General features: G+C 63.1%; 19 protein-coding genes. 7 read left to right on the plus strand and 12 right to left on the minus strand.

Going from position 1 to position 25,758, the window contains the following annotated elements:
- Positions 1-131: 131 nt before the first annotated feature.
- From EOC94_RS08170 to EOC94_RS08180, 3 genes are all read left to right on the plus strand, one after another.
- Positions 132-1,772 carry an acyl-CoA synthetase gene (locus EOC94_RS08170; RefSeq protein WP_127289862.1) on the plus strand — a complete coding sequence of 547 codons (1,641 nt, stop codon included), beginning with the start codon at positions 132-134 and terminating at the stop codon, positions 1,770-1,772.
- A gap of 107 nt (positions 1,773-1,879) precedes the next feature.
- Positions 1,880-2,290 carry a nuclear transport factor 2 family protein gene (locus tag EOC94_RS08175; RefSeq protein ID WP_210212066.1) on the plus strand — a complete coding sequence of 137 codons (411 nt, stop codon included), beginning with the start codon at positions 1,880-1,882 and terminating at the stop codon, positions 2,288-2,290.
- A gap of 114 nt (positions 2,291-2,404) precedes the next feature.
- A complete protein-coding gene (locus EOC94_RS08180; RefSeq protein WP_127289645.1) occupies positions 2,405-2,923 on the plus strand; it encodes a DUF417 family protein in 519 nt (172 codons plus the stop codon).
- Between the two features lie 30 nt (positions 2,924-2,953).
- Here the strand turns inward: EOC94_RS08180 and EOC94_RS08185 are convergent, their stop codons facing one another.
- Both EOC94_RS08185 and EOC94_RS08190 read right to left on the minus strand, forming a co-directional pair.
- Positions 2,954-3,850, minus strand: coding sequence for a PhzF family phenazine biosynthesis protein (locus EOC94_RS08185; protein WP_127289647.1), 897 nt, complete (start codon positions 3,848-3,850; stop codon positions 2,954-2,956).
- Between the two features lie 25 nt (positions 3,851-3,875).
- Complete coding sequence (locus EOC94_RS08190) at positions 3,876-4,229, minus strand: VOC family protein (protein WP_095483876.1); 354 nt, start codon at positions 4,227-4,229, stop codon at positions 3,876-3,878.
- A gap of 241 nt (positions 4,230-4,470) precedes the next feature.
- On the opposite strand from EOC94_RS08190, the gene EOC94_RS08195 reads away from it, so the two are divergent.
- The 4 genes from EOC94_RS08195 to EOC94_RS08210 all read left to right on the plus strand — a co-directional run bounded on the left by EOC94_RS08195 (position 4,471) and on the right by EOC94_RS08210 (position 11,265).
- Entirely contained in the window at positions 4,471-5,079 is a 609-nt protein-coding gene (locus EOC94_RS08195) for a TetR family transcriptional regulator (RefSeq protein ID WP_095483877.1), read from the plus strand.
- A 53-nt stretch (positions 5,080-5,132) separates the two neighbouring features.
- Positions 5,133-6,293, plus strand: coding sequence for an efflux RND transporter periplasmic adaptor subunit (locus EOC94_RS08200; RefSeq protein ID WP_185928189.1), 1,161 nt, complete (start codon positions 5,133-5,135; stop codon positions 6,291-6,293).
- A 247-nt stretch (positions 6,294-6,540) separates the two neighbouring features.
- Positions 6,541-9,687, plus strand: coding sequence for an efflux RND transporter permease subunit (locus EOC94_RS08205; RefSeq protein WP_127289651.1), 3,147 nt, complete (start codon positions 6,541-6,543; stop codon positions 9,685-9,687).
- 84 nt (positions 9,688-9,771) lie between these two features.
- A complete protein-coding gene (locus EOC94_RS08210; protein WP_127289653.1) occupies positions 9,772-11,265 on the plus strand; it encodes an aldehyde dehydrogenase family protein in 1,494 nt (497 codons plus the stop codon).
- A gap of 164 nt (positions 11,266-11,429) precedes the next feature.
- Here EOC94_RS08210 and EOC94_RS08215 read toward each other — a convergent pair whose 3' ends face one another.
- From EOC94_RS08215 to EOC94_RS08270, 10 genes are all read right to left on the minus strand, one after another.
- Positions 11,430-13,139 (minus strand): APC family permease, encoded by a 1,710-nt coding sequence (locus tag EOC94_RS08215; RefSeq protein WP_127289655.1) that lies wholly within the window; start codon positions 13,137-13,139, stop codon positions 11,430-11,432.
- Between the two features lie 362 nt (positions 13,140-13,501).
- Positions 13,502-15,871 carry an aminomethyltransferase family protein gene (locus EOC94_RS08225; RefSeq protein WP_127289659.1) on the minus strand — a complete coding sequence of 790 codons (2,370 nt, stop codon included), beginning with the start codon at positions 15,869-15,871 and terminating at the stop codon, positions 13,502-13,504.
- Positions 15,872-16,141: 270 nt separating this feature from the next.
- Positions 16,142-16,768 (minus strand): sarcosine oxidase subunit gamma family protein, encoded by a 627-nt coding sequence (locus EOC94_RS08235; protein ID WP_127289663.1) that lies wholly within the window; start codon positions 16,766-16,768, stop codon positions 16,142-16,144.
- Positions 16,761-19,745 carry a sarcosine oxidase subunit alpha gene (locus tag EOC94_RS08240; protein WP_127289665.1) on the minus strand — a complete coding sequence of 995 codons (2,985 nt, stop codon included), beginning with the start codon at positions 19,743-19,745 and terminating at the stop codon, positions 16,761-16,763. The genes EOC94_RS08235 and EOC94_RS08240 overlap by 8 nt, the downstream gene beginning before the upstream one ends.
- Positions 19,745-20,020: a sarcosine oxidase subunit delta gene (locus tag EOC94_RS08245; protein ID WP_095483884.1), complete on the minus strand. Its 276-nt coding sequence runs from the start codon at positions 20,018-20,020 to the stop codon at positions 19,745-19,747. Before EOC94_RS08245 ends, EOC94_RS08240 begins: the two co-directional genes overlap by 1 nt.
- A 16-nt stretch (positions 20,021-20,036) precedes the next feature.
- Positions 20,037-21,290 (minus strand): sarcosine oxidase subunit beta family protein, encoded by a 1,254-nt coding sequence (locus tag EOC94_RS08250; RefSeq protein WP_127289667.1) that lies wholly within the window; start codon positions 21,288-21,290, stop codon positions 20,037-20,039.
- An 85-nt stretch (positions 21,291-21,375) separates the two neighbouring features.
- A complete protein-coding gene (glnT, locus tag EOC94_RS08255; protein ID WP_127289669.1) occupies positions 21,376-22,683 on the minus strand; it encodes a type III glutamate--ammonia ligase in 1,308 nt (435 codons plus the stop codon).
- 36 nt (positions 22,684-22,719) lie between these two features.
- Positions 22,720-24,048: an FMN-binding glutamate synthase family protein gene (locus EOC94_RS08260; protein WP_127289671.1), complete on the minus strand. Its 1,329-nt coding sequence runs from the start codon at positions 24,046-24,048 to the stop codon at positions 22,720-22,722.
- Between the two features lie 6 nt (positions 24,049-24,054).
- Positions 24,055-24,786: a GXGXG domain-containing protein gene (locus EOC94_RS08265; RefSeq protein WP_127289673.1), complete on the minus strand. Its 732-nt coding sequence runs from the start codon at positions 24,784-24,786 to the stop codon at positions 24,055-24,057.
- Positions 24,787-24,790: 4 nt separating this feature from the next.
- On the minus strand, positions 24,791-25,687 hold the full coding sequence (locus EOC94_RS08270; protein WP_127289675.1) for a glutamine amidotransferase family protein: 897 nt from the start codon (positions 25,685-25,687) through the stop codon (positions 24,791-24,793).
- Positions 25,688-25,758 lie beyond the last annotated feature (71 nt).

Genomic DNA, 25,758 nt, shown 5'->3' on the forward strand with positions numbered 1-25,758 from the left:
AACGATGCTCTTTCGTTTGCTTTATCTAGATCATCCTTGTGCCAAATGCGCTCTATCATGGCATCGTTGGTGGTGACGGGCGGAAAGCCTATGGATAGAAGATCTCGATGACGACGTTACGGGAGGACGGGATGGGCAATCCCTACGAACAGGATCTCGACAAGAATCCGGCCAACCACCAGCCGCTGACGCCGCTCAGCTATCTGGAGCGGGCGGCAAAGACCTTTCCCGACCATGTCGCCATCATCCATGGCCGCCAGCGCACGACCTATCGCGATTTCTGGCGGCGGTCGCTGAAGCTTGCCTCGGCGCTCTCCAAGCGCGGCATCGGCAAGGGCGACACCGTCACCGTCATGCTGTCCAACACGCCGGCGATGCTGGAAGCGCATTTCGGCGTGCCGATGACCAAGGCGGTGCTGCATTCGCTCAACACCCGCCTCGACGCCGCGGTCATTGCCTTCCAGCTCGACCATGCCGAAACCAAGGTGCTGATCGTCGACCGCGAATTCGCAAATGTCGTCAGCGAGGCGCTGGCGCTGGCCAAGGTAAAACCGCTGGTCGTCGACTATGACGATCCCGAATACGCCACTGACGCCCCCTATCCCAAGGGCGAGCGGATCGGCACGCTCGACTACGAGGACTTTGTCGCGGGTGGCGACGAGGATTTCGCCTGGTCGATGCCAGACGACGAATGGGATGCTATTGCGCTCAACTACACGTCCGGCACGACAGGCAATCCGAAGGGCGTGGTCTATCACCATCGCGGTGCAGCGCTGATGGCCTACGCCAACACCATCCATGCCGGCATGGGCAAGCATGCGGTGTATCTGTGGACGCTGCCGATGTTCCACTGCAATGGCTGGTGCTTTCCATGGACGCTGGCCTTGCAGGCCGGCACCCATGTCTGCCTGCGATGGGTGCGGCCAAAGCCGATCTACGACGCCATCGCCGATCACGGCGTCACTCATCTGTGCGGCGCGCCGGTCGTCATGTCGGTGCTGATCAATGCTGGGGAGGAGGACAAGCGGCAATTTCCGCAGACGGTCACCTTCAACACGGCCGCGGCACCGCCGCCGGAAGCGGTGCTGTCGGGCATGGCTGATGCGGGCTTTGCGGTCGTCCACCTATATGGCCTGACCGAGACCTATGGCCCGGCCGTCGTCAACGAATGGCATGGCGAGTGGGACGGGCTCGAAAAGGGTCTCAGGGCGGCGAGGAAGGCCAGGCAAGGCGTGCGCTATGCCGCGCTCGAAGGCCTGACGGTGATGGACCCCGAGACGATGGAGGAGACGCCGGCCGACGGCGAGACGATCGGCGAGGTCATGTTCCGCGGCAACATCGTCATGAAGGGCTATCTCAAGAACCGCAAGGCGAGCGACGAGGCCTTCGCCGGCGGTTGGTTCCACTCGGGCGACCTCGGTGTCATGCATCCCGACGGCTACATCCAGCTCAAGGACCGCTCCAAGGACATCATCATTTCCGGCGGCGAGAACATCTCCTCGATCGAGGTCGAGGAGGCGCTCTACAAGCACCCTGCCGTCGCCTCCTGCGGCGTCGTTGCCAGGCCCGACGACAAATGGGGCGAGGTGCCGGTCGCCTATGTCGAGCTGAAGCCGGGCAAGATGGCGACCGGGGCCGAGATCATCGATCACTGCCGCGCGCTGCTCGCCCGCTTCAAGGTGCCGAAAGCGGTGATCTTCGCCGAAATCCCGAAGACCTCGACCGGCAAGATCCAGAAGTTCCGGCTGAGGGAGATGGCCAAGGGAGCCTAGCCACGCGAAGAGCAAAAACATCACTCAGTGTCGGATCGAGTGCCTCCCGATCGTCCTCGATACAGAACCAACTCGACAGAAGAGGATCTGGCAGGAGGAGAATTCTAATGGAGAACATGGAGCGTGACGCCGAGGCATATATCCGGGCGCTGATCGAGCGTTGGGCGAACGCCGTGCAGCAGCAAGACCTTGAGACAATCATTGCAGACCACGCGACGGACCTTCTGATGTTCGATGTCCCACCCCCGAACGAACTCAGTGGAATTGAGGCCTACCGGGATAGTTGGGGTCCGTTCTTCGAGCACTTCAAGCAAGGCGGCGTTTTCGCGATCGAGCGGCTGGATGTCACGGCGGGAGACCGGGTCGCTTTTGCGACCGCATTGCTGCGGTGCGGCACCAGGGAAGAGCTTGAAAGGGACCCGGCAACCCGCCTCCGGCTTACCGTCGGACTGCGGAAGGAAGGTGACCTTTGGATCATCGCTCACGAGCATCACTCATACCCTTATAAGCCGGACTGACAGCGCATCGGGTAATCGAGCGACCGTGACAGCGGCGGCGATTGGCCAGCCGCTAGGGGCAAGGGATAAATTTACGGCGCGGGCGGTGCAATTGGCAGTTGGAGGAGGAAACTCATGCCGGTTCTCAGAACATCAGAGCCTGAAGGTCAAGACGGGACCCTTTCTCGGCCATGGGCGCGAAAAGCCGCCGCGGTCAGGACAGCCGGGCGGATCGTCGCCCTGACCGGGGTCATACTGCCGCTTCTCATGATCGGCGGGATGAAGTTCACGGCTGTTGAGATCGAGGCGTTGAGGCCGCTAATCGGCGGCACGCCTTGGCTCGCCTGGATGTATCCGGTATTTGGTGAAGCCGGTGCTTCTTACGTGCTTGGCGTCGTCGAGATTGCGACCGCGCTTCTGCTGATTGCGTCCCCCTGGTCGGTGCGCGCCGGTGTGGCCGGCGGGGCATTGGCCGCCCTGATTTTCCTGGTCACCTGTTCGATCATGGTTGCCCTGCCGATCTGGGAGCCTACGCTGGGCTTTCCCGCGCTCGGTCCCGCCGGTCAGTTCCTGATCAAGGACATTGCGCTGCTCGGCATCGCGCTTGTCATACTGGGCGAAGGCCTGAACAGATTAAACAGATCGGCTACCTAAGCGAATCCAGTCGAAGACGAGTGGCTTCGACTAGATCGAAAATGCCCCGCTCGCCACTACAATGCCGCGCCCAGAAATGCTCACTGAGCCGGCATCTACATCGACCTCAATGATGCTGGTACGTCCGAGAGCCGTGCCTTGCTCGATCTTGATTACACCGGGCTGTGCAAGACCGTGTGCAACGAGATGTGCGGCGAGCGGACCAGCCGCCGTACCGGTTGCCGGATCCTCAGAAATGCCGACGGTCGGGTTGAAAAAGCGTGCATACGCCGTGGTTCCGGGTTGTAGCGGATCGAGCGAGAAGACGTAGCAGCCTTCCCCGCCGACCTCGTCGAGCAGGTCGAAAAGCTGTTTAGCATCAGGCAAAATCCGGTCGACGGCTTCGCGATCGCGGATTGGCACCAGGAGATGGGCGGCTCCAGTCGAGATCACTTGGCAAGGCACGATATCAGCCACTATTTCTTCGGTACGAAGGCCGAGTGCGGTGGCAAGAGCGCCAAGGTTTGAGAGCTGCCGGCCGGCCAGTGGGGCCTCTTGCTGCATAATGATCTTTTCGAGCCGTCCTTGGCTCTGCCAGATCGCCAACGGATATACCAAGTCGCCGATCTGTTGGTGGAACCATGTTGGGCCATCGCCCAGATCGAGCCGCCCTGCTGCAGCGAGCCACCACCAAGCCCCTAACGTGTTGTGGCCGCCTGCACCGAAAACCTCTACGCCCTTCGGCGTGAAAGAGCGCAACCTCCAGTCGGCGTTCGCCCGGGTCGCCGGTAAGACAAAGGTGGTCTCGGACTGGTTGAACTCACGTGCAATGTTCTGCATGAGCTCAAGCGCCAACTCGGCGCCGCCGTCAACCACCGCCAGTGAATTGCCCGTCAGCGGCTCTACCGCGAAGACATCGACGAAATGAAATGGGATTGTTCTGCTCATGTTTCCTCCGATGACCGCAATTGGGCTAGCGAAGATGCGTGAGCACGTTGAGCAGCTTTCCGGTCGGGTCGGCAATGAAGAAACGTCTCACGCCCCACGGTTCGTCGGTCAAATCGTAGACCACTCTGCAACCGATCTCTTTTGCGCGAAGATACACCTCGTCCACATTGTCGACCTCGATCGACAGATCGGGCACGGGGGTGCCTGAGCCGCCCTCGCTGGCGATGCTGATCTGAGGGATGGTTGTTTCGCGGGACGCCAGCGTGACCAGCCACCCGTGATCCATGACGGCGTCGAGCCCGAACAGGTCGGAATAGAACTTCCGAACATCCGGAATGCTGTCTGTTGCGATATTCGTGACGATGCGCAGCACGGTCATCCCATGATCTCCTTTCCGCGGCATCGGATGACAATGCATAGTTCCGCGGGCTCAGCATAGATGGCGAGGGGCCCGTGCACTGCCCGCAGCAGGCTTCATTAACGCTGTTCACGCCGAGTGGTGTCAACAGATGTCACCAGTCGCCCAAGACCGATAATGTCACGTGTTGACATTCCGTCGATTTCGAATTACGAGTGACGAAATTCAAAATTCGTCATTCGTAATGAGCTGATGAAACAAGATGTATGATACTCTCGATACGACGGCCGACCTAGTCCGGCAGGAGAATGTCGCGCGCATCCTGGATTGCGCGGAGCGACTGTTCCGCCACTACGGCTACGGCAAGACCAATGTCGCCGACATAGCGCGCGAACTCGGCATGTCGACGGCCAATATCTACCGTTTCTTCGCCTCCAAGGTCGAGATCCACCAGGCCGTTTGCGGCCGCATGCTCGCTACCTGCTACCAACTGACCTACGACGCCTGCCATAGTCCCGGAACCGCCAGCGAAAAGCTTCGCCGCTACGCGCAAACCCACTATCAGTGGACCCGTGACACCATGCTCGACCAGGAGAAGGTGCACGAGATGGTCGTCGTTGCCATCGAACGCGATTGGCATGTCATCGAGAAGCACATCGACCGGATCCGCAGCCTGGTGGCGGAGGTGATCAGCGACGGGATCGCAGCCGGCGAGTTTGCCGACCAGGATCCGGAAGTCGCTTCGCGGTGCTTCGGCGCAGCTATCATCACCCTCTGTCACCCGCAGATGGTCGCCCAGTGCCTTGCCAAAGAGAACCGGGCAATGCCGGACGATCTTATCGAGTTTGCGATCAGGGCCTTGAAGAAATGACCGGCGGCGTCCGTCGGTCCTCGACAATTCATCTCCAGTTCGGGAGTACGCAAGTGCCTTTGTCCAAATCCATCATGAACAGGCTGTCGGCCGTCGGTCCGGCTCTGGTCGTCGTCGCGGCGTTCGGGCTCGCCGGCTGCTCGCAAGAAAAAGTGGAAGTCAAGGACATCATTCGGCCGGTCAAGGTCGTCGAGATCGCCAAGGCCAACGATACCCGTGAGCTTTCCTACTCCGGATCGGTGCGCGCCCGCACCGAGATGAATCTCGGGTTCCGCATCAACGGCAAGATCACCGAGCGCCTGGTCGACATCGGCCAGCGCGTGAAGCCGGGCGACGTTCTGGCCCGCATCGATCCCGCCGACTATGACCTTTCGGTCAACAGCGCCGAGGCCAGCCTCGAGGCCGCCGAGCGGCAGGTCGAGACAACAGGCCTTGCCCGTCGTCGTGCCGAACAGTTGTTTGCCAAGAACTTCGCGTCGAAATCGCAGCTCGAACAGGCAACGCTCAGCTATGACCAGGCGGTCGCCACCCGGAATTCCGCCCGCTCAACGCTTGACCAGGCGAAAAACCAGGTCCTCTACACCGACCTCAAGGCGGACAGGAACGGCATCGTCACATCAGTCGCCGCCGATGTCGGTCAGGTGGTCGGCTCCGGCACACCGGTTGTGACCGTTGCCGTCGATGGCGAAAAGGAAGTGCTGATCGCCGTTCCGGAAATGGATATCGCCCAGTTCAAGCCGGGCAAGGACGTCAAGGCAGGCTTCTGGTCGGATGATGCGCTGACGCTCGACGGCAAGGTCCGCGAAGTCGCCGGCAGCGCCGATCAGCAGTCGCGTACCTTTGCCGTCCGCGTCAGCCTGCCCAACGATCCGCGCGTGCTTCTCGGCATGACCGCGAACATCGAAGCTTCGGCGGCCAACAACCGCCCACAAAGCGTATCGGTCCCGTTGAGCGCGCTGGCGCAGAAGGATGGCCAGCAGATCGTCTGGACCGTGGATCGCAACCGCGAGACCGTCCACGCGCGTCCGGTCAAGGTCGCCGAGTTCACCGCCGACGGCGTGCATGTTGCCGAAGGATTGAAACCCGGCGACGTCGTCGTTGCGGCGGGCACACAATTCATGACCGAGAATCTGAAGGTCAAGCTGACCGGCGATGCGGTGCAACAGTCCGCATCTGCGGACGATGATGGCGACGCCGCCAAGCGCGTGCGCTGACGGCCAAGAATAAAACGGCTTTTCCTCGCATCGGCGCAAGCCGCGAGGTCAAGCGGTTCATGGTTTCCGGGCGGCAGGTGCCCGATTGTCGAGACGTCGGGTCGATGTAACCCCCACATCGATCCTCGCGTCCCACCGCGATGAGTGTCTCTCCGCTCGGAAAGCCTCGCCGCCCGGAAGCCAGCATTAGAAGTTCCGTGGGCATGCCACGTGCGTGCGCTGACGATCAGACAAATGGACTGGCGCTATGACCACCGACACCAATGAAAAGCGGCCCTTCAACCTTTCGCGCTGGGCAATCGGGCATCCGAGCATTGCGCGGTTCCTGTTCGGCCTGATCATCGTTGCCGGCGCGCTCGGCCTGATGCGCATGGGCCAGAAGGAAGACCCGGATTTCACCTTCCGCGTCATGGTCGTCCAGGCTGTCTGGCCGGGTGCCTCGATCCAGGACATGGAGGACCAGGTCGTCAACAAGATCGAGCGCAAGCTGCAGGAAACGCCGCATCTCGATTTTGTCCGTTCCTACACACGCGCCGGCAGCGCCATAATCACCTTGCAGGTGGAAGGCGACACCAACCCCGCGCAGGTCGCGGATGCCTTCTACCAGGTGCGCAAGAAGGTCGGCGACATCGCCAACGAGCTGCCTCAGGGGCTGCTCGGGCCCTACTTCAACGATGAGTTCGGCGACACTTTCATCACTTTGCATTCGATCAGCGGCGACGGCTACAGCTATCCCGAGCTGAAGAAATTAGCCATTCAGGCGCGTGACATGCTGCTGACGACGCCCGGCGTCGAGAAGGCCGTGATCATCGGCGACCAGCCGGAAAAACTCTATATCGACGTTTCGTCCAAGGCGCTTGCCGAGCGCGGCCTGACGCTCACCGACCTGCAGAACGCGATCAAGGGCCAGAACAATGTCGATCCGGCGGGCTCGGTCGATACCGGCACGAACTCAGTGCGCATTTCGGTCGAGGGCGACGTGACCAAGGCGGCCGATATCCGCGAACTTCGCCTGCGCGCCGGCAACCAGGTGACCCGCCTGGGCGACATCGCCACCGTGACCTCCGGCCTCGAGGATCCCTATCAGCGCAAATACCGCTACAACGGCCACGACAGCGTCCAGGTCGGTGTGGTCATGGCCAAAGGCTTCAATGTCACCGATGTCGGCAAGGACGTCGAAGCGACCTACCACCGCTTCGAAGAGGCGCTGCCTTACGGCGTTTCGGTCGATCAGATCGCCGACCAGCCGGAAGTCGTGCGGGAAGCGGTAGGTGAGTTCATGAAGGCGCTTGGCGAGGCGCTGCTGATCGTGCTTGTCGTCTCGTTCCTGACGATCGGCTGGCGCTCGGGCCTGGTGATCGCGATCACCATTCCGCTCGTCCTGGCCGCGACCTTCGCCATCATGTACGAGATCGGCATCGACCTGCAGCGCATTTCGCTCGGCGCGCTGATCATAGCGCTCGGCCTGCTCGTCGACGACGCGATGATCGTCGTCGAAATGATGGAACGCAAGCTCGAGGAAGGACTGGTCAAGGTCGAGGCGGCGAGCTTCGCCTATACCTCGACGGCCTTCCCGATGCTGACCGGAACGCTGATCACCACCGCCGGCTTCATCCCGGTCGGCTTCGCCGCCTCGACGGCCGGTGAGTATGTGCGCACGCTGTTTTATGTCGTCGGCATCGCGCTGGTCGTGTCCTGGTTCGTGGCGGTCTATTTCACGCCGTGGCTCGGCAACATGATCCTCAAGCAGCGAAAGCACGCCGGCAACCATCACGATGTCTTCGACACGCGCTTCTATCGCCGGCTTCGCGCCACCGTCAGCTGGTCCGTGCGCCACCGCATCATCGTGCTGGTTATGACACTGGTGACCTTCGCAACCAGTCTTTGGGCATTCCAGTTCATCCCGCAGAATTTCTTCCCACAGTCGTCGCGTCCGGAAATCCTTGTCGACCTCTGGCTGCCGGAAGGCACCAGCATCAAGGAAGTCGAGACGCAGGCCAAGGCGCTCGAAACCAGGATGATGGACGACAAGGACAAGCGCTTCATCGCCACCTATATCGGTGAGGGCGCGCCGCGCTTCTTCCTGCCGCTCGACCAGCAGCTTCGCAATCCGAATTTTGCCCAGCTTCTGGTGATGGCCAATGACGAACCGGCCCGCGAACGGCTGATCGTCAAGCTGCGCACCATTCTGGCCGAGGATTTCCCGTCGATCCGCGCCAAGGTCGACCGCCTGTTCCTCGGGCCGCCCACGGGCTGGCCGGTGCAGATGCGCGTCATGGGCCCGGATCGCCAGGAGGTGCGCCGCATCGCCGACGAGGTGAAGGCGAAGTTCCAGGCAAATCCGCTGCTCGGCGCCGTCCACGACGACTGGCTGGAGCCGGTGCCGGAGATGAAGCTGGTGATCGACCAGGATCGCGCGCGTGCGCTCGGCGTCTCCTCGCAACGCATCCGCCAGATGCTGCAGGCAACCATGTCGGGAGCGCCGCTCGATGATTTCCGGGACGGCGAGGAGACCGTTTCGATCGTCGCCCGCGAACCGGAGGCGAGCCGTCACCTGCTGTCGGCGGTCGACTCCGTTTCTATCCCGACGGATTTCGGTGGCTTCGTGCCGCTGTCGCAGGTCGCCAAGGTCGTGCCGGGGCTGGAGCAAGGCGTCGAATGGCGGCGCGACCGCCTGCCGACCATCAGCGTGCGTGCCACGCTGCCGGATGGCGTGCAGTCGAACGATGTCGTGATGAAGATGTACAGCGAGATGCAAGGCCTGCGCGACGGCCTCGCACCCGGCTACAACATCGAGATCCAGGGCGGCGCCGAAGATTCGGCCGAAAGCCAGGCCTCGATTGCTGCGAAAGCTCCAATCATGCTGGCCGTCATCGTCGTGCTGCTGATGATCCAGCTGCAGCATTTCGGCAAGGCGATGCTGGTGCTGGCGACCGGTCCGCTCGGCATCATCGGTGCAGCGGCAGCACTTTTGATCAGTGGCGCGCCTTTCGGCTTCGTTGCCATCCTTGGCGTGATTGCGCTGCTTGGCATCATCATGCGCAACTCGATCATCCTGGTCGACCAGATCGATCAGGATATAGCGGCCGGCATGGAACGCTCGGAGGCGATCATCGGCTCGGCGGTCCGCCGCTTCCGGCCGATCATGCTGACGGCGTTGACCGCGGTCCTGGCGCTGATCCCGATTTCGCGCGGCGTGTTCTGGGGTCCGCTCGCCTACGCCATGATGGGCGGCATTCTCGTCGCCACGGTGCTTACCATCCTCGTGCTTCCGGCAGCCTATGCCTTGTTCTTCGGCAGGGAGAGCAAGAAGGCCAAGGACGTGGAGCAGGCGGCCGAGCCGGAGCTGGCAGACAACGACGACAGGCCGCGACTGCCTCTGGCCGCCGAATAGAGTGGCGGCCGAATAGAGCTGTTGGCAGATGTGATATCCAGGGGTTAAATCCGCCCACCGGCAGGAGCGCTGGAGGAGGACGTCATGACCATAGCTCAGACACCGGTGTCACTGCGCCGGCCGATCGACGGACGCCATCGCCAGATGTTCGTCGATGGCGCCTGGGTCGACGCCCGCACGGGCCGCACCATGGAAACCCGCAATCCTGCGACCGGCGCGGTCATTGCCACGGTGCCGCGCAGCGATCGCCAGGATATCGAGCTGGCGGTGGCCGCGGCGCGCAAGGCCTTCGACGGGCCGTGGAGCCGGTTCAAGCCCTATGAGCGGCAGGTGCTGCTCCTCAAGATCGCCGACCTCTTCGAAAAACATTGGGAGGAGATCAGCCGCTCGGACACGACCGACATGGGCATGCCGATCGTGCGCACCCGCGCCAACCGCAACCGTGTCATCGGCATGCTGCGCTATTACGCCGGCATGGCGACGTCCCTGCATGGCGAGACGATCGAGAACTCGCTGCCGGGCGAGATCGTCTCCTTCACCCGCAAGGAGCCGGTCGGCGTCGTCGGCGCCATCATCCCCTGGAACGCGCCGACGGCCGCATCAATCTGGAAGATCGGGCCGGCGCTGGCCACCGGCTGCACGGTGGTGCTGAAACCTTCCGAGGAAGCGCCGCTGACGCCGCTGCTGATCGCCGACATCATGAACGAGGCCGGCGTTCCGCCAGGCGTCGTCAACATCGTGACCGGCACCGGCGCCGAGGCAGGGGCCGCACTCGCCGAGCATATGGGCGTCGACAAGATCGTCTTCACCGGCTCGACGGCGACCGGCCAGTCGATCGTCCGGGCGTCGGCCGGCAACCTCAAGCGGGTCTCGCTGGAGCTTGGCGGCAAGTCGCCGGTCATCGTCTGCGCCGACGCCGATCTCGACAGAGCGGTGCCCGTGGCGGCGATGTCGGTGTTCGCCAATTCCGGCCAGATCTGCATCGCCGGGTCGCGCCTGTTCGTCGAACGCTCCATCCATGACGAGTTCGTCGAACGGCTGGCGGCCTATGCCAAGGGTCTCAAGATCGGCGACGGCATCGACCCGGCGACCGAGATCGGCCCGCTCGTCTCCGAAAAGCAGCTGCTACGGGTCACCGATTACCTCGAGGCCGGCACTGCGGAAGGGGCGACCCTCGTCACCGGCGGCACGCGCCTCGTGGAAGGCGCGCTTGCCGCCGGCAATTTCGTCGCGCCGACGGTCTTTGCCGGTGTCTCGGACGACATGAGGATCGCGCGCGAAGAAATCTTCGGACCGGTCATTTCGGCGCTGCCGTTCGATACGCTCGATGAGGCGATCGAGCGGGCCAACAACACGCCTTATGGTCTCGCGGCCGGGGTCTTCACCCAGAACGTTGCCACAGCGCACCAGCTTGCGCGGAAAATTCGCGCCGGCTCGGTCTGGGTGAACACCTACCACGCCATCGATCCGGCCGTGCCGTTCGGCGGCTACAAGATGAGCGGTTACGGCCGTGAGGGCGGCGCCGAGCACCTCGACGAGTATCTCAACACCAAGGGCGTGTTCATCAAGATCGACTGAACAGTCCGCCGAATAGGCCCTGAAACGAAAAACCCGCCTCGGGCGGCGGGTCATCGGTGCCAATCGGCACTACAGCGAAATCATTAGCATAACTGCCGGCACAAAGCAAGAACAAAGTATGCAAGGGATCGAGCGCATCGCGCGCTTGATCCCTTCAGGCGGGGTCAGATGACGAACAACCAGTTGGCGAGGAGCATCACCACCACGCCCGCGATCAGCGTCAAATAGGGCAGGATGCCCGCCTTTCTGACGGCGAGATCGGACGACGTCATGCCGAGATCAGCCAGCATGTGGTCGGGGAATTTGCCCTTGTCCTGGATGTAATGCCGGAAGCAGAACACTGGGATGATGAGGGCAGCCGTGATCAGCCCTGCCCACAGCGCCATCGGGTTCCAGATCTTTGCACCGGCGCCCATGAAGATCATGTTGACATAGGCAAGAACGGCACCGAGGCCAAGCAGCCAGCTCGGTGCCTTCCAAGGCCGCGCGATATGGCCGTTGTCGATGCGGTGGATCCATCCGGCGTTGAGGTTGAGGAAGTTGAAGATGATGTATCCGCAATTCGACACGGCGAGGATGAAGAAGAAGCTGGTCGCATCGGCCGAAGCGATGGCCAGCACGAACAGATTGAAGATGAGGTCGGTCCACATCGCCCGCGTCGGGGCGCCATGCTCGTTGACGTGGCTGAGATAGCGCGGCAGCCAGCCATCGACCGAGCCCTGATAGAGCGTGCGCGAGGACCCCGCCATCGCCGTCATGATGCACAGCACCAGTGCCAGGATCATCAGCATCACCAGAAGGCTATGGATCAGCTGTCCGCCGCCGACCATGCCGGCCAAGGCATCGGCAACACCGGAGCCATCGACGATCGGGGTCGCCAGCATGCCGTTCAAGCCGAGCACGCCCTGGAAGGTGAACGGCACCAGGATGAACAGCAGCATGCACAGCAGGCCGGAATAGAAGATCGCCTTGAAGGTGTCGGTGCCGGGATTCTTGAACTCCGACGTATAGCAGACGGCTGTCTCGAAACCGTAGGTCGACCAGGCGGCGATGAACATGCCGCCGAGAACGAGGGTCCAGCCAGCGATGTTCCACGCCCCGGGCTCCGGCGCGTAGGCGGCCGCCAGCGGCACCAGTGGCGAAAAATTCGCCCAGTCGATCTGGCCGGTGACGATCGGCACGACGCCGACGATCAGCATCGGAATGATCACGAACAGGCCGATATATTTCTGCACGTTGGCCGTGCCCAGGATGCCGCGATGCTGGATAGAGAAGATGATCAGCATCAGCACCGCGCCGATGAAGAATGTGGCGTTGAAGGTGAAGGAGACCGGACCCAGCGTGTGACCGTAGAGCGTCCAGTTGCGGATCGCCGGTGTGGCCGCCGCGCTCACCGCCGTGATGGCGTCGGCGGCACTCGTTCCGGCATTAGCCGCGATATAGGCGGCGACTTCCGGCGAGGTGCCGGTAAACAGCGGCACCGGCGCCAGCGCGTTGAGGATGTAGGCGGCGGCGATCGAGCAGCCGAGCGACAGCACCGGCGACCAGGCGAACCAGTTGCACCACACCGAAAGCGGCGCGATGAATTTGGAATAACGCAGCCAGGCGGTGGCGCCATAGATCGAGGCGCCGCCGGACTTGTTCGGAAACAGGCCGGCGATTTCCGCATAGGTGAACGATTGCAGGAAGCCCATGATCATGGACACTGTCCAGATTAGGAAGGCCAGCTTCCCGGTCGTGCCGGCAATGCCGCCGATCGAAAACAGCACAAGGGCGGGAACGCCGCTTGCCACCCAGAAGGCACCGCGCCAATCGATGTTCCGGTGCAACTTCCCTTCGGCAGCCGGCACCAAGGCAGAGACTATCGTGCTCATTTACGTGAATTCCCCATTTTTGATGTTCCCCATCGGCGACGGCCGACACCTCGCGATGCGTCACCGACGCACGCGTTGAACGACCTCAGGCGTTTTCCGCTCAGTAGTATTTTTTTCTTAGCAGTGAAGATTGATCCGTCACGCTTTCACGTCAAGCATTTTGTGAAGCTGTGCACATCGCAGATGTGGAACACGCTCTTATCTTCTCCCCTTGCGGGAGAAGGTGGCCTCGCGAAGCGAGGTCGGATGAGGGGTGATCCAGCTTGGCACCGACAGCACTTCGTCCAACACCCCTCTTCCGTCTCGGCGCTGCGCGCCGATCCACCTTCTCCCACAGGGGGAGAAGGCAAGGGATGCTGCCGTCAGGAACGCGGTCTGATCTTTTGTGGGTCGTAATGGGCGAAGGCGACGACCCGCGCCGGCAGCCGCTTGCTGTGGCCGTCGAGCTTGCCGATCTCGACCCTGGTGCCGATGGCGGCATGGGTGACATCGAGCCTGGCCAGCGCGATGTTCTTGTTCAGCACCGGCGAACGCGTGCTCGAGGTGACCTCGCCGATCCGGGCGCGGCCGACATGGACGCAATCGCCATGGCCGACCGCGACATTGGCGTCGATGTCGAGGCCGACCAGCTTCTTCTGCGGGTTTTCCTTGCGCCGGATCAGCGCCTCGCGGCCGATGAAGTCGTCGGCCTTGGTCTTCAGCGGCACGGTGAAGCCGATGCCCGCCTCGAACGGATCGGTCTGGTCGGAAAATTCATAGCCGGCAAAGATCAACCCGGCCTCGATGCGCACCATGTCGAGCGCCTGCAGTCCCATCGGCTTCAGGCCGTGCGGCCGGCCGGCCTCCCAAATGGCGTCGAACACCTTTTCGGCATCGCGCGGATGGCACCAGATCTCGTAGCCGAGCTCGCCGGTGTAGCCGGTGCGCGAGACGACGACCGGAATGCCGTTGCCACCGCCGATCCGCGCGACGGCGAAACGGAACCATTCGAGCTCCTCTATCGATGGCTGCAACGGCGAGGTCCAGATGATCTCCTTGAGGATGTCGCGGCTCTTCGGCCCTTGCACCGCGACATTGTGCATCTGGTCGGTGGACGAGCGCACCAGCACGTTGAGGCCGAGGCTCATTGCCGTCTCGCGTAGCCATTCGCCGGAAAGATCGTCGCCGCCGACCCAGCGGAAATTGTCCCCGCCGAGCCTCAGCAGCGTGCCGTCGTCGATCATGCCACCATGCTCGTAGCACATGGCGGAATAGACGACCTGGCCGACACCGAGTTTCTTGACGTCGCGGGTCAGCGTGTATTGCAGGAGCGCTTCCGAATCCGGGCCGGTGACCTCGAATTTGCGCAGCGGCGACAGGTCCATGATCACCGCATCCTGCCGGCAGGCCCAGTATTCGGCGATAGCCCCTTCTTTGGCGAAGGAATTGGGCAGCCAATAGCCCTTGTACTCGACGAAGTTGCGGGTGTGCTTGGCAAAGCTCGAATGAAATGATGTCTCGCGGGTCATTTTCGGTTCCGAATCGGGCGTCATGCGTCTGGCGATCGCTCGCGAGAATTTGTGCTGGCCGGAATAGGTGCGCACATGGATGTCGGTCAGGTTCCAGCCATTGGCCGGCGTCGTGTCGTCGGGGCAGGCGGACGAGACGCAAACGATGTCGGTAAGCGCCCGCAGCAGCACATAGTCGCCCGGCCGCGACCATGGCTCGTCGGAAACCATGACGCCATGCGCGTCGATCGCCGTGTTGAAGAAGAAATTGATCGCCATCCAGCCCGCGCGGGGATTTACGCCCTTGTCCGAGAGCGCGCGGTTGAAGTTCTCCGAACAGTTGGGGTGACCGGGATAGCCGATGTCGTCGTAATATTTGGCCGCGCAAGCGAGCGCGAATGCATCATGCCGGCCGCACGTGTCCTGCACCACCTCGACCAGCGGCTCCATGTCCTGATCGTAGTATTTCGAATGCAGGCCGGGCATTGGATAGCTCGAACCCATCAGCGTGCGGGTCGTGGTCACGTCGAGCGGATGGTCGCGCCCCTTGTCGAGCTTGCGTGCCGAAAAACACTGGAAGTCGGTGCATTGGCGCCCGTCGACGTCGATGATCTGCAGATAGTCGCCCGCCTTGACGAAATAGGATTCCGCGGTCGCCGAATGGACGCGCAAATCGAGCACCGGATCGGCCAGCGGGTCGCCAAGCCGCGACTTCGCCGCCGGGCGAATGGTGGCGCGCCGCACGATGACGCTGAGCGGTGTCGCCGTGTCGTGGCCATCGACCAGCATTGGCCCGCCCGGCGCGGCGATCAGCATCGCGCCGTCGCGGGCGACGGTAAAACCCTGTTCGGTGCCGGCAGGAGTCGCGCCGCCGAAGACGCGAACCGCTTTTGCCTGATCAAGCTGCACCTGGCGTCGCTCGAGCCCCCGGCGCAACGACGCGAGGCTGTCGTCGCCATCGGCCAGCAGCGCCTTGATGCCGGCGGGATTGCTGTTCGATTTCTCACTGAGAATGCCGGGATCGGTCGCGCCGGTCTTGTCCCATGCCAGCAGTTCGCAGGCCTGCCCGCCTTCGACATTGCGCACGGTGATGGTGTCACCGGCCTCGATCTCGATGAGCACCGCGCCATTGCCTTGAACGAAATAGCGTTCCATGCCGGCCGGCAGCACGATCTGGCCGGGCCGCAGGACGAGGCTCGGCCGGGGCGGTCCGGCTGCGATGGCGGGGTAGGGCGACTGGCTCATCTCGACCCTGTGTTCTAGGAAATAAGTTTGCCTGTACGTGAAATTATTTTAGCGGCAAGAATAGGCTTGGAAGGCTGGATTTGGCAAGGCGAAGGTGGCGTTCCTACTCTTCCTTCTCCCCTTGTGGGAGAAGGTGGCCGAGCGAAGCTCGGTCGGATGAGGGGTGCTCCAGCTTGGCATCGACGGCACTCCGTCCAACACCCCTCATCCGTCTTGGCGCTACACGCCAATCCACCTTCTCCCACAAGGGGAGAAGGGAAGAGGCAGGCGCTACCCTAATTCCTCGGAATGCCCGACGTCGATACCATACTCGGCGGCAGCGTCGAGCATCGTGTGCCACAGGCTTTCGGCGAAGGTGGCAAACACCAGAAGGTTGAACACCGCCTGGCCATCCGGCCGGTCATTGCCGCGCCACAGATTGACGCTGGTGTGGTCGATCGAAGTCGCAGCGCCAGCACCGACTGGGAACGCCGCCGGGTGCAGATCGATCGACGAGAGCTTCGCCAGCATGGCGCGCGCCTTGGCACCCGAAACGCTGATCAGGGCGCGCGCATGCGACTGGTTCGACAGCGAAGCCGATTGCGAAAACGCCTGGCTCAGTGCCTCCAGCGTATGTCTTCCGCCCTTCGACAGAACGAAGAACTGATCCGGTCCCGACCACACGAGCACGGCGTCCGAAGCCTTGATCACCTTCGGTGTATCAGGCGCGGCAACCCCGAAACGGGCTTTGGCGGTGCTTGCCAGTTCCGCCCCTTTGCCACGCCGCGTCATCACCTGGACGAGGTCGAAATTGCGGATCTCGGTCAGCGAGACACCGGCATCACCGCGTGCACCATAGGCGCCCGCAACAAGCGCGTGCTCCAGCGGACTGCGAGCAGCCCAAGAAAATTCAGCCACGCTGACGCCCTCCATCCGGATCGTAGAAGACGGGATTGCACAGTTCGACGTCATAGTCTTCGCCGCGCAGCGGGTCATGCGCATGGACGATCTCGCCGATCCGCTCGCGGCCGCGCTCGACAAGCGCCAGCCCGATCCACTGGTCGAGCGATGGCGAGAAGCAGACCGAGGTGACATAGCCCTGGTCGTTGGCGGAACCCGGTATCTCGCCCTTCGGAATGATATGCGCGCCGGAGCGCAGGCGGCGCGCTCTGTTCGTCGGCTTGATGCCGACCACCACCTGTCGGTCCGGCGCGACCAGCGCTTCGCGTCCGGCCATGACGCGGCCGATGAAATCCTTCTTGGTCGACATCATCTTGCCGAGGCCGAGGTCGGCGGCGGTCGTGGTGCCGTTCAGTTCCGGCCCGGCGACATGGCCCTTTTCGATGCGCATGACGCCGAGCGCCTCGGTGCCATAGGGCGTCACGCCGAATTGTTTGCCGGCTAGCGTCAGATTGCGCACAAGCGCATCGCCGTAGCGGGCCGGAACGGAGATCTCGAACGCCATCTCACCGGAGAACGAGATGCGGAACAGCCGCGCCTTGATGCCGCCGCGCAGCGCCACTTCCCGCGCTCCCATGAACGGAAAGCCCTCGTTCGACAGATCCTCGGCGGGATCGACGATTTCCCGAAGCAGGTCCCGGGTTTTCGGCCCGGCGATCGAGAATTGCGCCCACTGGTCGGAGACAGAGGTCAGCTGCACGTCGAGCTCCGGAAACAGCACCTGCCGGCAGAATTCGAGATGCTGCATCACCGGCCCGGCCTTGGCAGTCGTGGTGGTCAGGAAATAATGATCCTCGGCCAACCGCGACGTGGTGCCGTCGTCATAGACCATGCCGTCCTCGCGCAGCATCAGCCCGTAGCGCGCTTTTCCCACAGCCAGACTGGAGAAGGTGTTGATGTAAACGCGGTCGAGGAAGGCGCCGGCATCCGCGCCGTGCACGTCGATCTTGCCGAGCGTCGAGACGTCGCAGAAGCCGACGCCGCCGCGCACCGCCTTGACCTCGCGGGTGACCGACTCCAGCCAGTCCTTTTCGCCGGCGCGCGGATACCACTGCGCGCGCTTCCACAGGCCGGTGTCGACGAAAACCGCACCCTGTTCGGCTGCCCAGTGATGCGACGGCGTCAGCCTTGTCGCATGGAAGTTCTCGTCGCGATGATGGCCGGCGAAGGCGCCGATGGCGACCGGCACATAGGGCGGACGGTAGATCGTCGTGCCGGTCTCGAGAATGGATTTGCCTGATACCGCCGCCATGATGGCGAGGCCGGCGACATTCGAGGTCTTGCCCTGGTCGGTAGCCATGCCGAGCGTCGTGTAGCGCTTCAGATGCTCGACCGATTCAAAGCCCTCGCGCTGCGCCAGTTCGATGTCCGAAGCGGTAACATCATGCTGGTAGTCGACAAAGGCTTTGCCTTTTCCGGCAACATGCCAGAGCGGCGTCAGCGAAAAAGCCTCGTCGTCGGCGACTGGTGGCGTGCCGGCATTGCCGCTACGCCCGGCGCCAGCTGCCGCAGCCGCACCGGCGGCAAACCCCTGGCGCAGGCAGGCACCGAGACCGAAGGCGCCGTTGGCAGCACCGGCAGCCACCATGCCCGGAGGGGCGCTGTCCGGCACGAAGGCCGATATATCGTCCTGCCATTTCGGCCGGCCGCGATGATAGGAGGTCAACCCGACCGCCGGGTTCCAGCCGCCGGAAACGGCAAGCCCGTCGGCTTCGACCTCGGCGCGTGCGCCGCCGGTGAGCGATACCGAGATTTTTCGGACACCGTCCTTCCCGCCATCGACGCCGTTGACGGATCCACTGAGCACCGGAAAGCCGGCTTTGGCGGCGAGAGCGCGATGCGCGTCGGACACGTCCGGCCGCGCATCGACGACCGCCGCGATCTGCAATCCGGCGCCAAGTGCCGCCTCGACCGTGCGCCAGCCATCCTCATTGTTGGTGAACAGCGCGATCCTCTTCGCAGGGGTTGCCGCATAGCGCTCGACATAGGTCCGCATTGCCGAAGCCATCATCACGCCGGGCGTGTCGTTGCCAGCAAAGACGATCGGCCGTTCGATGGCACCGGCGGCAACAATCGAGCGCTTTGCCACGATCCGCCACAGCCGCTGGCGCACCTGGTGTTCGGGCGGGGAGGGCAGGTGGTCGTTGACCCGCTCGATCGCGCCATAGGTGCCGCCATCATAGACGCCGAACAGCGTCGTGCGGCTCATTATGCAGACATCGGGCAGCGTCGTGAGCTCGGCCAGCGTGCGCGAAATCCATTCGGCCGCCGTCATGCCGTCGATCGTGCCGCCATCGGCAAGCAGGCGGCCGCCAAGCGCAAAATCTTCCTCGCACAGGATGACGCGGGCGCCGCTGCGCCCGGCGGCAAGCGCTGCCGCCAGCCCGGCCGGGCCGGAACCGGCGATCAGAACGTCGCAATACGCCCAGGCCTTGTCGTAATGGTCGGGATCGGCGACGCCAGCTGCGCGGCCAAGACCGGCGGCGCGGCGGATTGCCGGCTCGTAGATCGCTTCCCAGAATTTTGCCGGCCACATGAAGGTCTTGTAGTAAAAGCCGGCAATGAAGATCGGCGCGAACAGCTGGTTCACCGCCATCAGATCGTGGCGCAGCGACGGCCAGCGGTTCTGGCTGGCGGCTTCGAGACCATCGTAAAGCTCGGCCGTGGTCGCTTTGGTGTTTGGCTCGCGGCGCGCCCCCGTTCGCAGCTCGACCAAGGCGTTGGGCTCTTCCGAGCCAGCGGTCAGGATGCCGCGCGGCCGGTGGTATTTGAACGAGCGGCCGACCAGCTTGACGCCATTGGCAATCAGCGCCGAGGCAAGCGTGTCACCCTCGAAGCCGGCAAGGGTTTTGCCGTCGAAGCGAAAATTCAACGGTGCCGAACGATCGATAAGGCCGCCGCTCTCCAGCCGGTGTGTCTGTGCGCGACTGACCATCAGGCCCCAACCTTGGCGGCGCCGGCGCCTGCCGCCGGCTCGACCGACGAAATCTCGTGTGTCAGCGTGTTGCGGGTGATCTTCAGCCAGGCCCGGCAGCCGCCGCCATGATACCAATGCTCGGTCGTCTCGCCGGCAATGTTGTCGCGCAGATAGACGTAGTCGAAGACGTCGTCCTCCGAGGCGCCGGCCGCCGGACGCACCGGCTTGGCGTCGCCGAGATAGGTGAACTCGCCGAGTTCGCGTTCGCCGCAGAAGGGACAGACAATACGCATGTTTTCTGGACCGTCCTCAGTGCAGGTTCGGTTGGGCGCCGACGCCCTTTTCATCGATCATCGCGCCGCGCCGGAACCGGTCGAGGCGGAATCGCGCCGCCTCCTTGTGCGGTTCGTCGCGGGCCAGAAGATGGGCAAAGACAAGACCGGAGCCGGGCGTCGCCTTGAAGCCGCCATAGCACCAGCCGGCGTTGAGATAGAGTCCGTCCACCGGCGTCTTGTCGATGATCGGCGAGCCGTCCATCGACATGTCCATGATGCCACCCCATTGCCGCAACAGGCGCACGCGACCGATCATCGGCATGAGCGCCATGCCGCCCTCGCACACGTCTTCCATGACTGGCATGTTGCCGCGCTGGGCATAGGAATTGTAGCCGTCGATGTCGCCGCCGAAGACCAGCCCGCCCTTGTCGGACTGGCTGACGTAGAAATGGCCGGCGCCGAAGGTCATGACGTTGGGGATCAGCGGCTTGATCGCCTCGGAGACGAAGGCCTGCAGCACATGGCTTTCGATCGGCAGCCGCAGTCCAGCCATCGAAGCGACGCGCGACGAACTGCCGGCAACGGCCATGCCGACCTTGCCGGCGCCGATCTTGCCGCGCGTCGTCTCGACGCCGGTCACCTTGCCGTTGGCGTCACGCACAAAGCCGGACACTTCGCAATTCTGGATGATGTCGACGCCGAGCGCACTCGCCGCATGGGCATAGCCCCAGACGACGGCGTCATGCCGCGCCGTGCCGCCGCGCCGCTGCAACAGCCCGCCTTGCACGGGAAAGCGCGCATTGTCGAAGTTCAGGAATGGCATCATCTTCTTGACCGCGGCCAAGTCGAGCAGCTCGGCATCGATGCCGTTGATGCGCATGGTGTTGCCCCGACGCGCATAGGCGTCGCGCTGCGCGTCGGAATGATAGAGGTTGATGACGCCGCGCTGGCTGACCATCGTGTTGTAGTTGAGGTCTTGCTCCATGCGCTCCCACAGCTTCATCGACAGCTCATAGAAGCCGGTATTGCCGGGCAGCCCGTAATTGGAGCGGATGATGGTGGTGTTGCGGCCGGCATTGCCGGAGCCGATCCAGCCCTTTTCCAGCACGGCGACATTCCTGATGCCGTACTCGCTGGCCAGGAACCACGCCGTCGCCAGGCCGTGGCCACCGCCGCCGATGATCACCACGTCGTAATGATCCCTAGGGCTGGCATCGCGCCAGGTGCGCTGCCAGGTCTTGTGGCCGGAAAAGGCGGCGCGGGCGAGGGAGAAGATCGAGTATTTCATAAATCTATTCCGAGGTCGCTCGCGCCACGCAGGAGCTTTCTTGACGCATCGGATTCATCCGAAAACCGCTTCACGGTCCGATGCTCTAGATATCCAGCGTGTGGTCACGCTCCCACTGGGTGAAGTGGGAAGCATAGGAATTCCATTCCTGGTGCTTGAGCTTTAGGTAAGCCGACGAGAATTCCTCCCCCAGCGCCGCCTTGAGCGATTTGTCGTTGTCGAACTCGCGCAATGCATCGAGCAGGTTGAGCGGCAGCTTCGGCGCGCCCTCCACCGTGTGTCCGAACTGGTACATGTCGATGTCGTAGCGCCTGCCGGGATCGGCCTGCGAGCGAATGCCGTCGAGGCCGGCGGCGATGATGACAGCCTGCAGCAGATAAGGGTTTGCCGCGCCGTCGGGCAGGCGCAGCTCGAAGCGGCCGGGGCCGGGCACGCGCACCATGTGGGTGCGGTTGTTGCCGGTCCAGGTCACCGAGTTGGGCGCCCAGGTCGCGCCCGAAACGGTGCGCGGCGCGTTGATGCGCTTGTAGGAATTGACCGTCGGGTTGGTGATCGCGGCAAGTGCCGAGGCATGCTTCATGATGCCGCCAAGGAAATTCTTGCCCTTCGCCGACAGGCCGAGCTCCATGGCATTGTCGGCAAAGACATTGGTCTTGCCGTCCTTGTCCCACACCGAAATGTGCGCGTGGCAACCATTGCCGGTCAGGCCGGGGAATGGCTTCGGCATGAAGGTCGCGCGCAGGCCGTGCTTTTCGGCAACGGACCTCACCATGAACTTGAAGAAGGAATGCTTGTCGGCGGTCGCCAGCGCATCGTCGAAAGCCCAGTTCATCTCGAACTGGCCGTTAGCGTCCTCATGGTCGTTCTGGTAGGCGCCCCAGCCGAGCGCCAGCATGTGGTCGCAGATCTCGGCGATGACATCGTAGCGGCGCATCACCGCCTGCTGGTCGTAGCAGGGCTTCGACGCCGTGTCGTATTCGTCGGAAATCGTCTTGCCGTCCGGCGAGATCAGGAAGAATTCGGCCTCGACGCCGGTCTTGACATGCATGCCGTCGCCGGCTGCCTCGGCAATCAGCCGCTTCAGCGTGTTGCGCGGCGCCTGGGCGACCGATTTGTCGTCCATGATGCAGTTGGCGGCGACCCAGGCGACCTCCGGCTTCCACGGCAACTGGATGACCGAATCCGGATCCGGCACCGCCAGCATGTCGGGATGCGCCGGCGTCAGGTCGAGCCAGGTGGCAAAGCCGGCAAAGCCGGCACCGTCCTTCTGCATGTCGGCGATGGCTTGCGCCGGCACCAGCTTGGCGCGCTGGCCGCCGAACAGGTCCGTGTAGGATATCATGAAATATTTGACGCCCTTCTCTTTGGCAAAGGCGGCGAGATCGTTCCCCATTATAGTTCCTCGCTTATGGAATTTTGTTGTGACGTCTTAGAAGCCGTTCTTCCCCGGTATCCAGTTGGTGCCGGCCAGCGGCACGCCGGCCATGGCGGCGGCTTCGATCGTGAGCGCGACGAGATCCTCGGGCTCGAGATTGTGCAGGCTGTTCTTGCCGCACGCACGGGCAATGGTCTGCGCCTCCAGCGTCATCACCTTCAGGTAATTCGCCAATCGCCGTCCGGCAGCGATCGGATCGACCCGCTTCATCAACTCGGGATCCTGCGTGGTGATGCCGGCCGGATCGCGCCCCTCATGCCAGTCGTCATAGGCGCCGGCGGTGGTGCCGAGTTCGTTGTATTCCGCCTCCCAGCGCGGGTCGTTGTCGCCGAGCGCGACAAGCGCCGCCGTGCCGATCGAAACAGCATCGACGCCGAGCGCCAGCGCCTTGGCGACATCGGCGCCGTTGCGGATGCCGCCGGAGACGATCAGCTGCACCTTGCGGTGCATGCCGAGATCCTGCAGCGCCTGCACCGCCGGCCTGATGCAGGCAAGTGTCGGCTGGCCGACATTCTCGATGAACACTTCCTGGGTTGCGGCGGTGCCGCCCTGCATGCCGTCGATCACGACGACGTCCGCGCCTGACTTCACCGCAAGGGCTGTATCGTAATAGGGCCGCGCGCCGCCGACCTTGACGTAGATAGGCTTTTCCCAGTCGGTAATTTCGCGCAGCTCCAGGATCTTGATCTCGAGATCATCCGGCCCGGTCCAGTCGGGATGACGCGAGGCCGAGCGCTGGTCGATACCTTTCGGCAGCGTGCGCATTTCGGCGACCCGGTCGGAGATCTTCTGGCCAAGCAGCATGCCGCCGCCGCCGGGCTTGGCGCCCTGGCCGACGACGATCTCGATCGCATCGGCCCGGCGCAAATCGCGCGGGTTCATGCCGTAGCGCGAAGGCAGATATTGATAGACCAGCGTCTGCGAGTGGCCGCGCTCTTCCTCGGTCATGCCGCCGTCGCCGGTGGTCGTCGAGGTGCCGGACAGCGTCGCGCCGCGGCCCAAGGCCTCTTTTGCCGGGCCGGACAGCGACCCGAAACTCATGCCGGCGATGGTGATCGGGATTTTCAGCTCGATCGGCTTCTTGGCATGGCGCGAGCCCAGCACGACACTGGTGTCGCAGCGCTCGCGATAGCCTTCGAGCGGATAACGCGAGATCGAGGCGCCGAGGAACAGCAGGTCGTCGAAATGCGGCAGCTTGCGCTTGGCGCCGGCGCCGCGGATGTCATAGATGCCGGTCGCCGCCGCGCGGCGGATCTCGGAGAGCGTGTAGTCGTCGAAGGTCGCGGATTTGCGCGGCGTCGTCGGCGGGTTGCGATAGGTCATGCTGCCTCAATACGCGTCGGCGTTGTCGATGTTGAAATTGTAGAGCGTGCGCGCCGAGCCGTAACGCTTGAATTCCGCCGCTTTGACGCCGGTCACCCCGGCGCGTTCGAGCAGGCCCTGCAGCAATTCCATATGCTCGGGCCGCATCTCCTTGGCGATGCAGTCGGCGCCGAGGCTTTCGACCTTGCCGCGCACGAAGAGCCGCGCCTCGTAGATGGAATCGCCGAGTGCGTCGCCGGCATCGCCCAGCACCACCAGATTGCCGGACTGCGCCATGAACGCCGACATGTGGCCGATATTGCCATGAACGACGATGTCGATGCCTTTCATCGAAATGCCGCAGCGCGACGACGCATTGCCTTCGATGACCAGCAACCCGCCCCGGCCGGTGGCACCGGCATACTGGCTGGCGTCGCCTTTCACCGTTATCGAGCCCGACATCATATTCTCGCCGACGCCGGGCCCGGCCGAGCCATGCACGGTGATGGCGCTGCCGTCGTTCATGCCGCCGCAATAATAACCGACGCTGCCGCGGACATCGATGGTGATCGGCTGGTCGACCCCGACGGCGACCGAGTGGCTGCCTTTCGGATGAAGCACTTCCCAGGCGGTCTCGTTCGAACCGGGGGTCAAATCGTGAAGCGCCTGATTGAGATCGCGCAGCGGCATTCCGCTGAGGTCGAAGACCCGTGACGCATGGCTCTGGTCGAGTGCTTTGGAGACGTTGATTGCCGGCATGGACTCAGTGCTCCCAGAAATAGACGGTTGCGGGCTCGGGTTCCCAGACCCTCGCATTGTCTATGCCGGGCAGTTTGGTGAGCGCGCGATATTCCGAGCCGAAGGCGACATACTGGTCGGTCTCGGCCATGACGGCGGGCTTGCAGGCGATCGGATCGCGCACCACGCCGAAGCCGTTCTTGGTGCCGACGACGAAGGTGAAGAAGCCGTCGAGGTCGCTCAGCGTGCCTTCCAGCGCTTCACCGAGATTCTTGCCATGCGCCATCTGCGACGAGAGATAGGCGGCCGCGACTTCGGTGTCGTTCTCGGTCTCGAATTTCATGCCTTCGCGGATCAGCTCGCGGCGGACATTGTTGTGATTGGACAGCGAGCCATTGTGCACAAGGCACTGGTCGGCGCCGGTCGAGAACGGATGCGCGCCCATCGTTGTGACAGCCGATTCCGTCGCCATGCGGGTATGGCCGATGCCGTGCGTGCCGGTCATGCTGCGCACGTCGAAACGATCGACGACCGCTTCGGGCAGGCCGACTTCCTTGTAGATCTCGACAACATCGCCGGCGCCCATGATGCGGATATCAGGGCGAAGCGTCTGGATGGCCTCGCGCGCTTCATCGATCTTGACGGGCGTGGTCCTGACGACTGCATGGGTCGACTTCACCGCAATGCTGACTGGGGCTCCGATGGCCTTGGCCAGTTCGGCGTCGAGACCGCGGAAGTCACGCTCCGGCTTTGCCGACTGGATGGTGATCTTAGCCTCATTGCCGGCTGGCGCGCCGTAGATGGCGATGCCGGCGCTGTCGGGACCGCGATCGCTGAGCGAGATCAGCATCTGCGACAACATCGAGCCGAGCTGAGGCTCGAGCGACTTGTCCTTCAAAAACAGTCCGACGATTCCGCACATGTCAGGCTCCCGAGGTAAGGTATGATTTAGGTGCTACCAGCTTCATGAGTTGAATTCAACTCGTATGAAAG

It is taken from the genome of Mesorhizobium sp. M6A.T.Ce.TU.016.01.1.1 (assembly GCF_003997065.1).
GTDB lineage: Bacteria > Pseudomonadota > Alphaproteobacteria > Rhizobiales > Rhizobiaceae > Mesorhizobium > Mesorhizobium mediterraneum.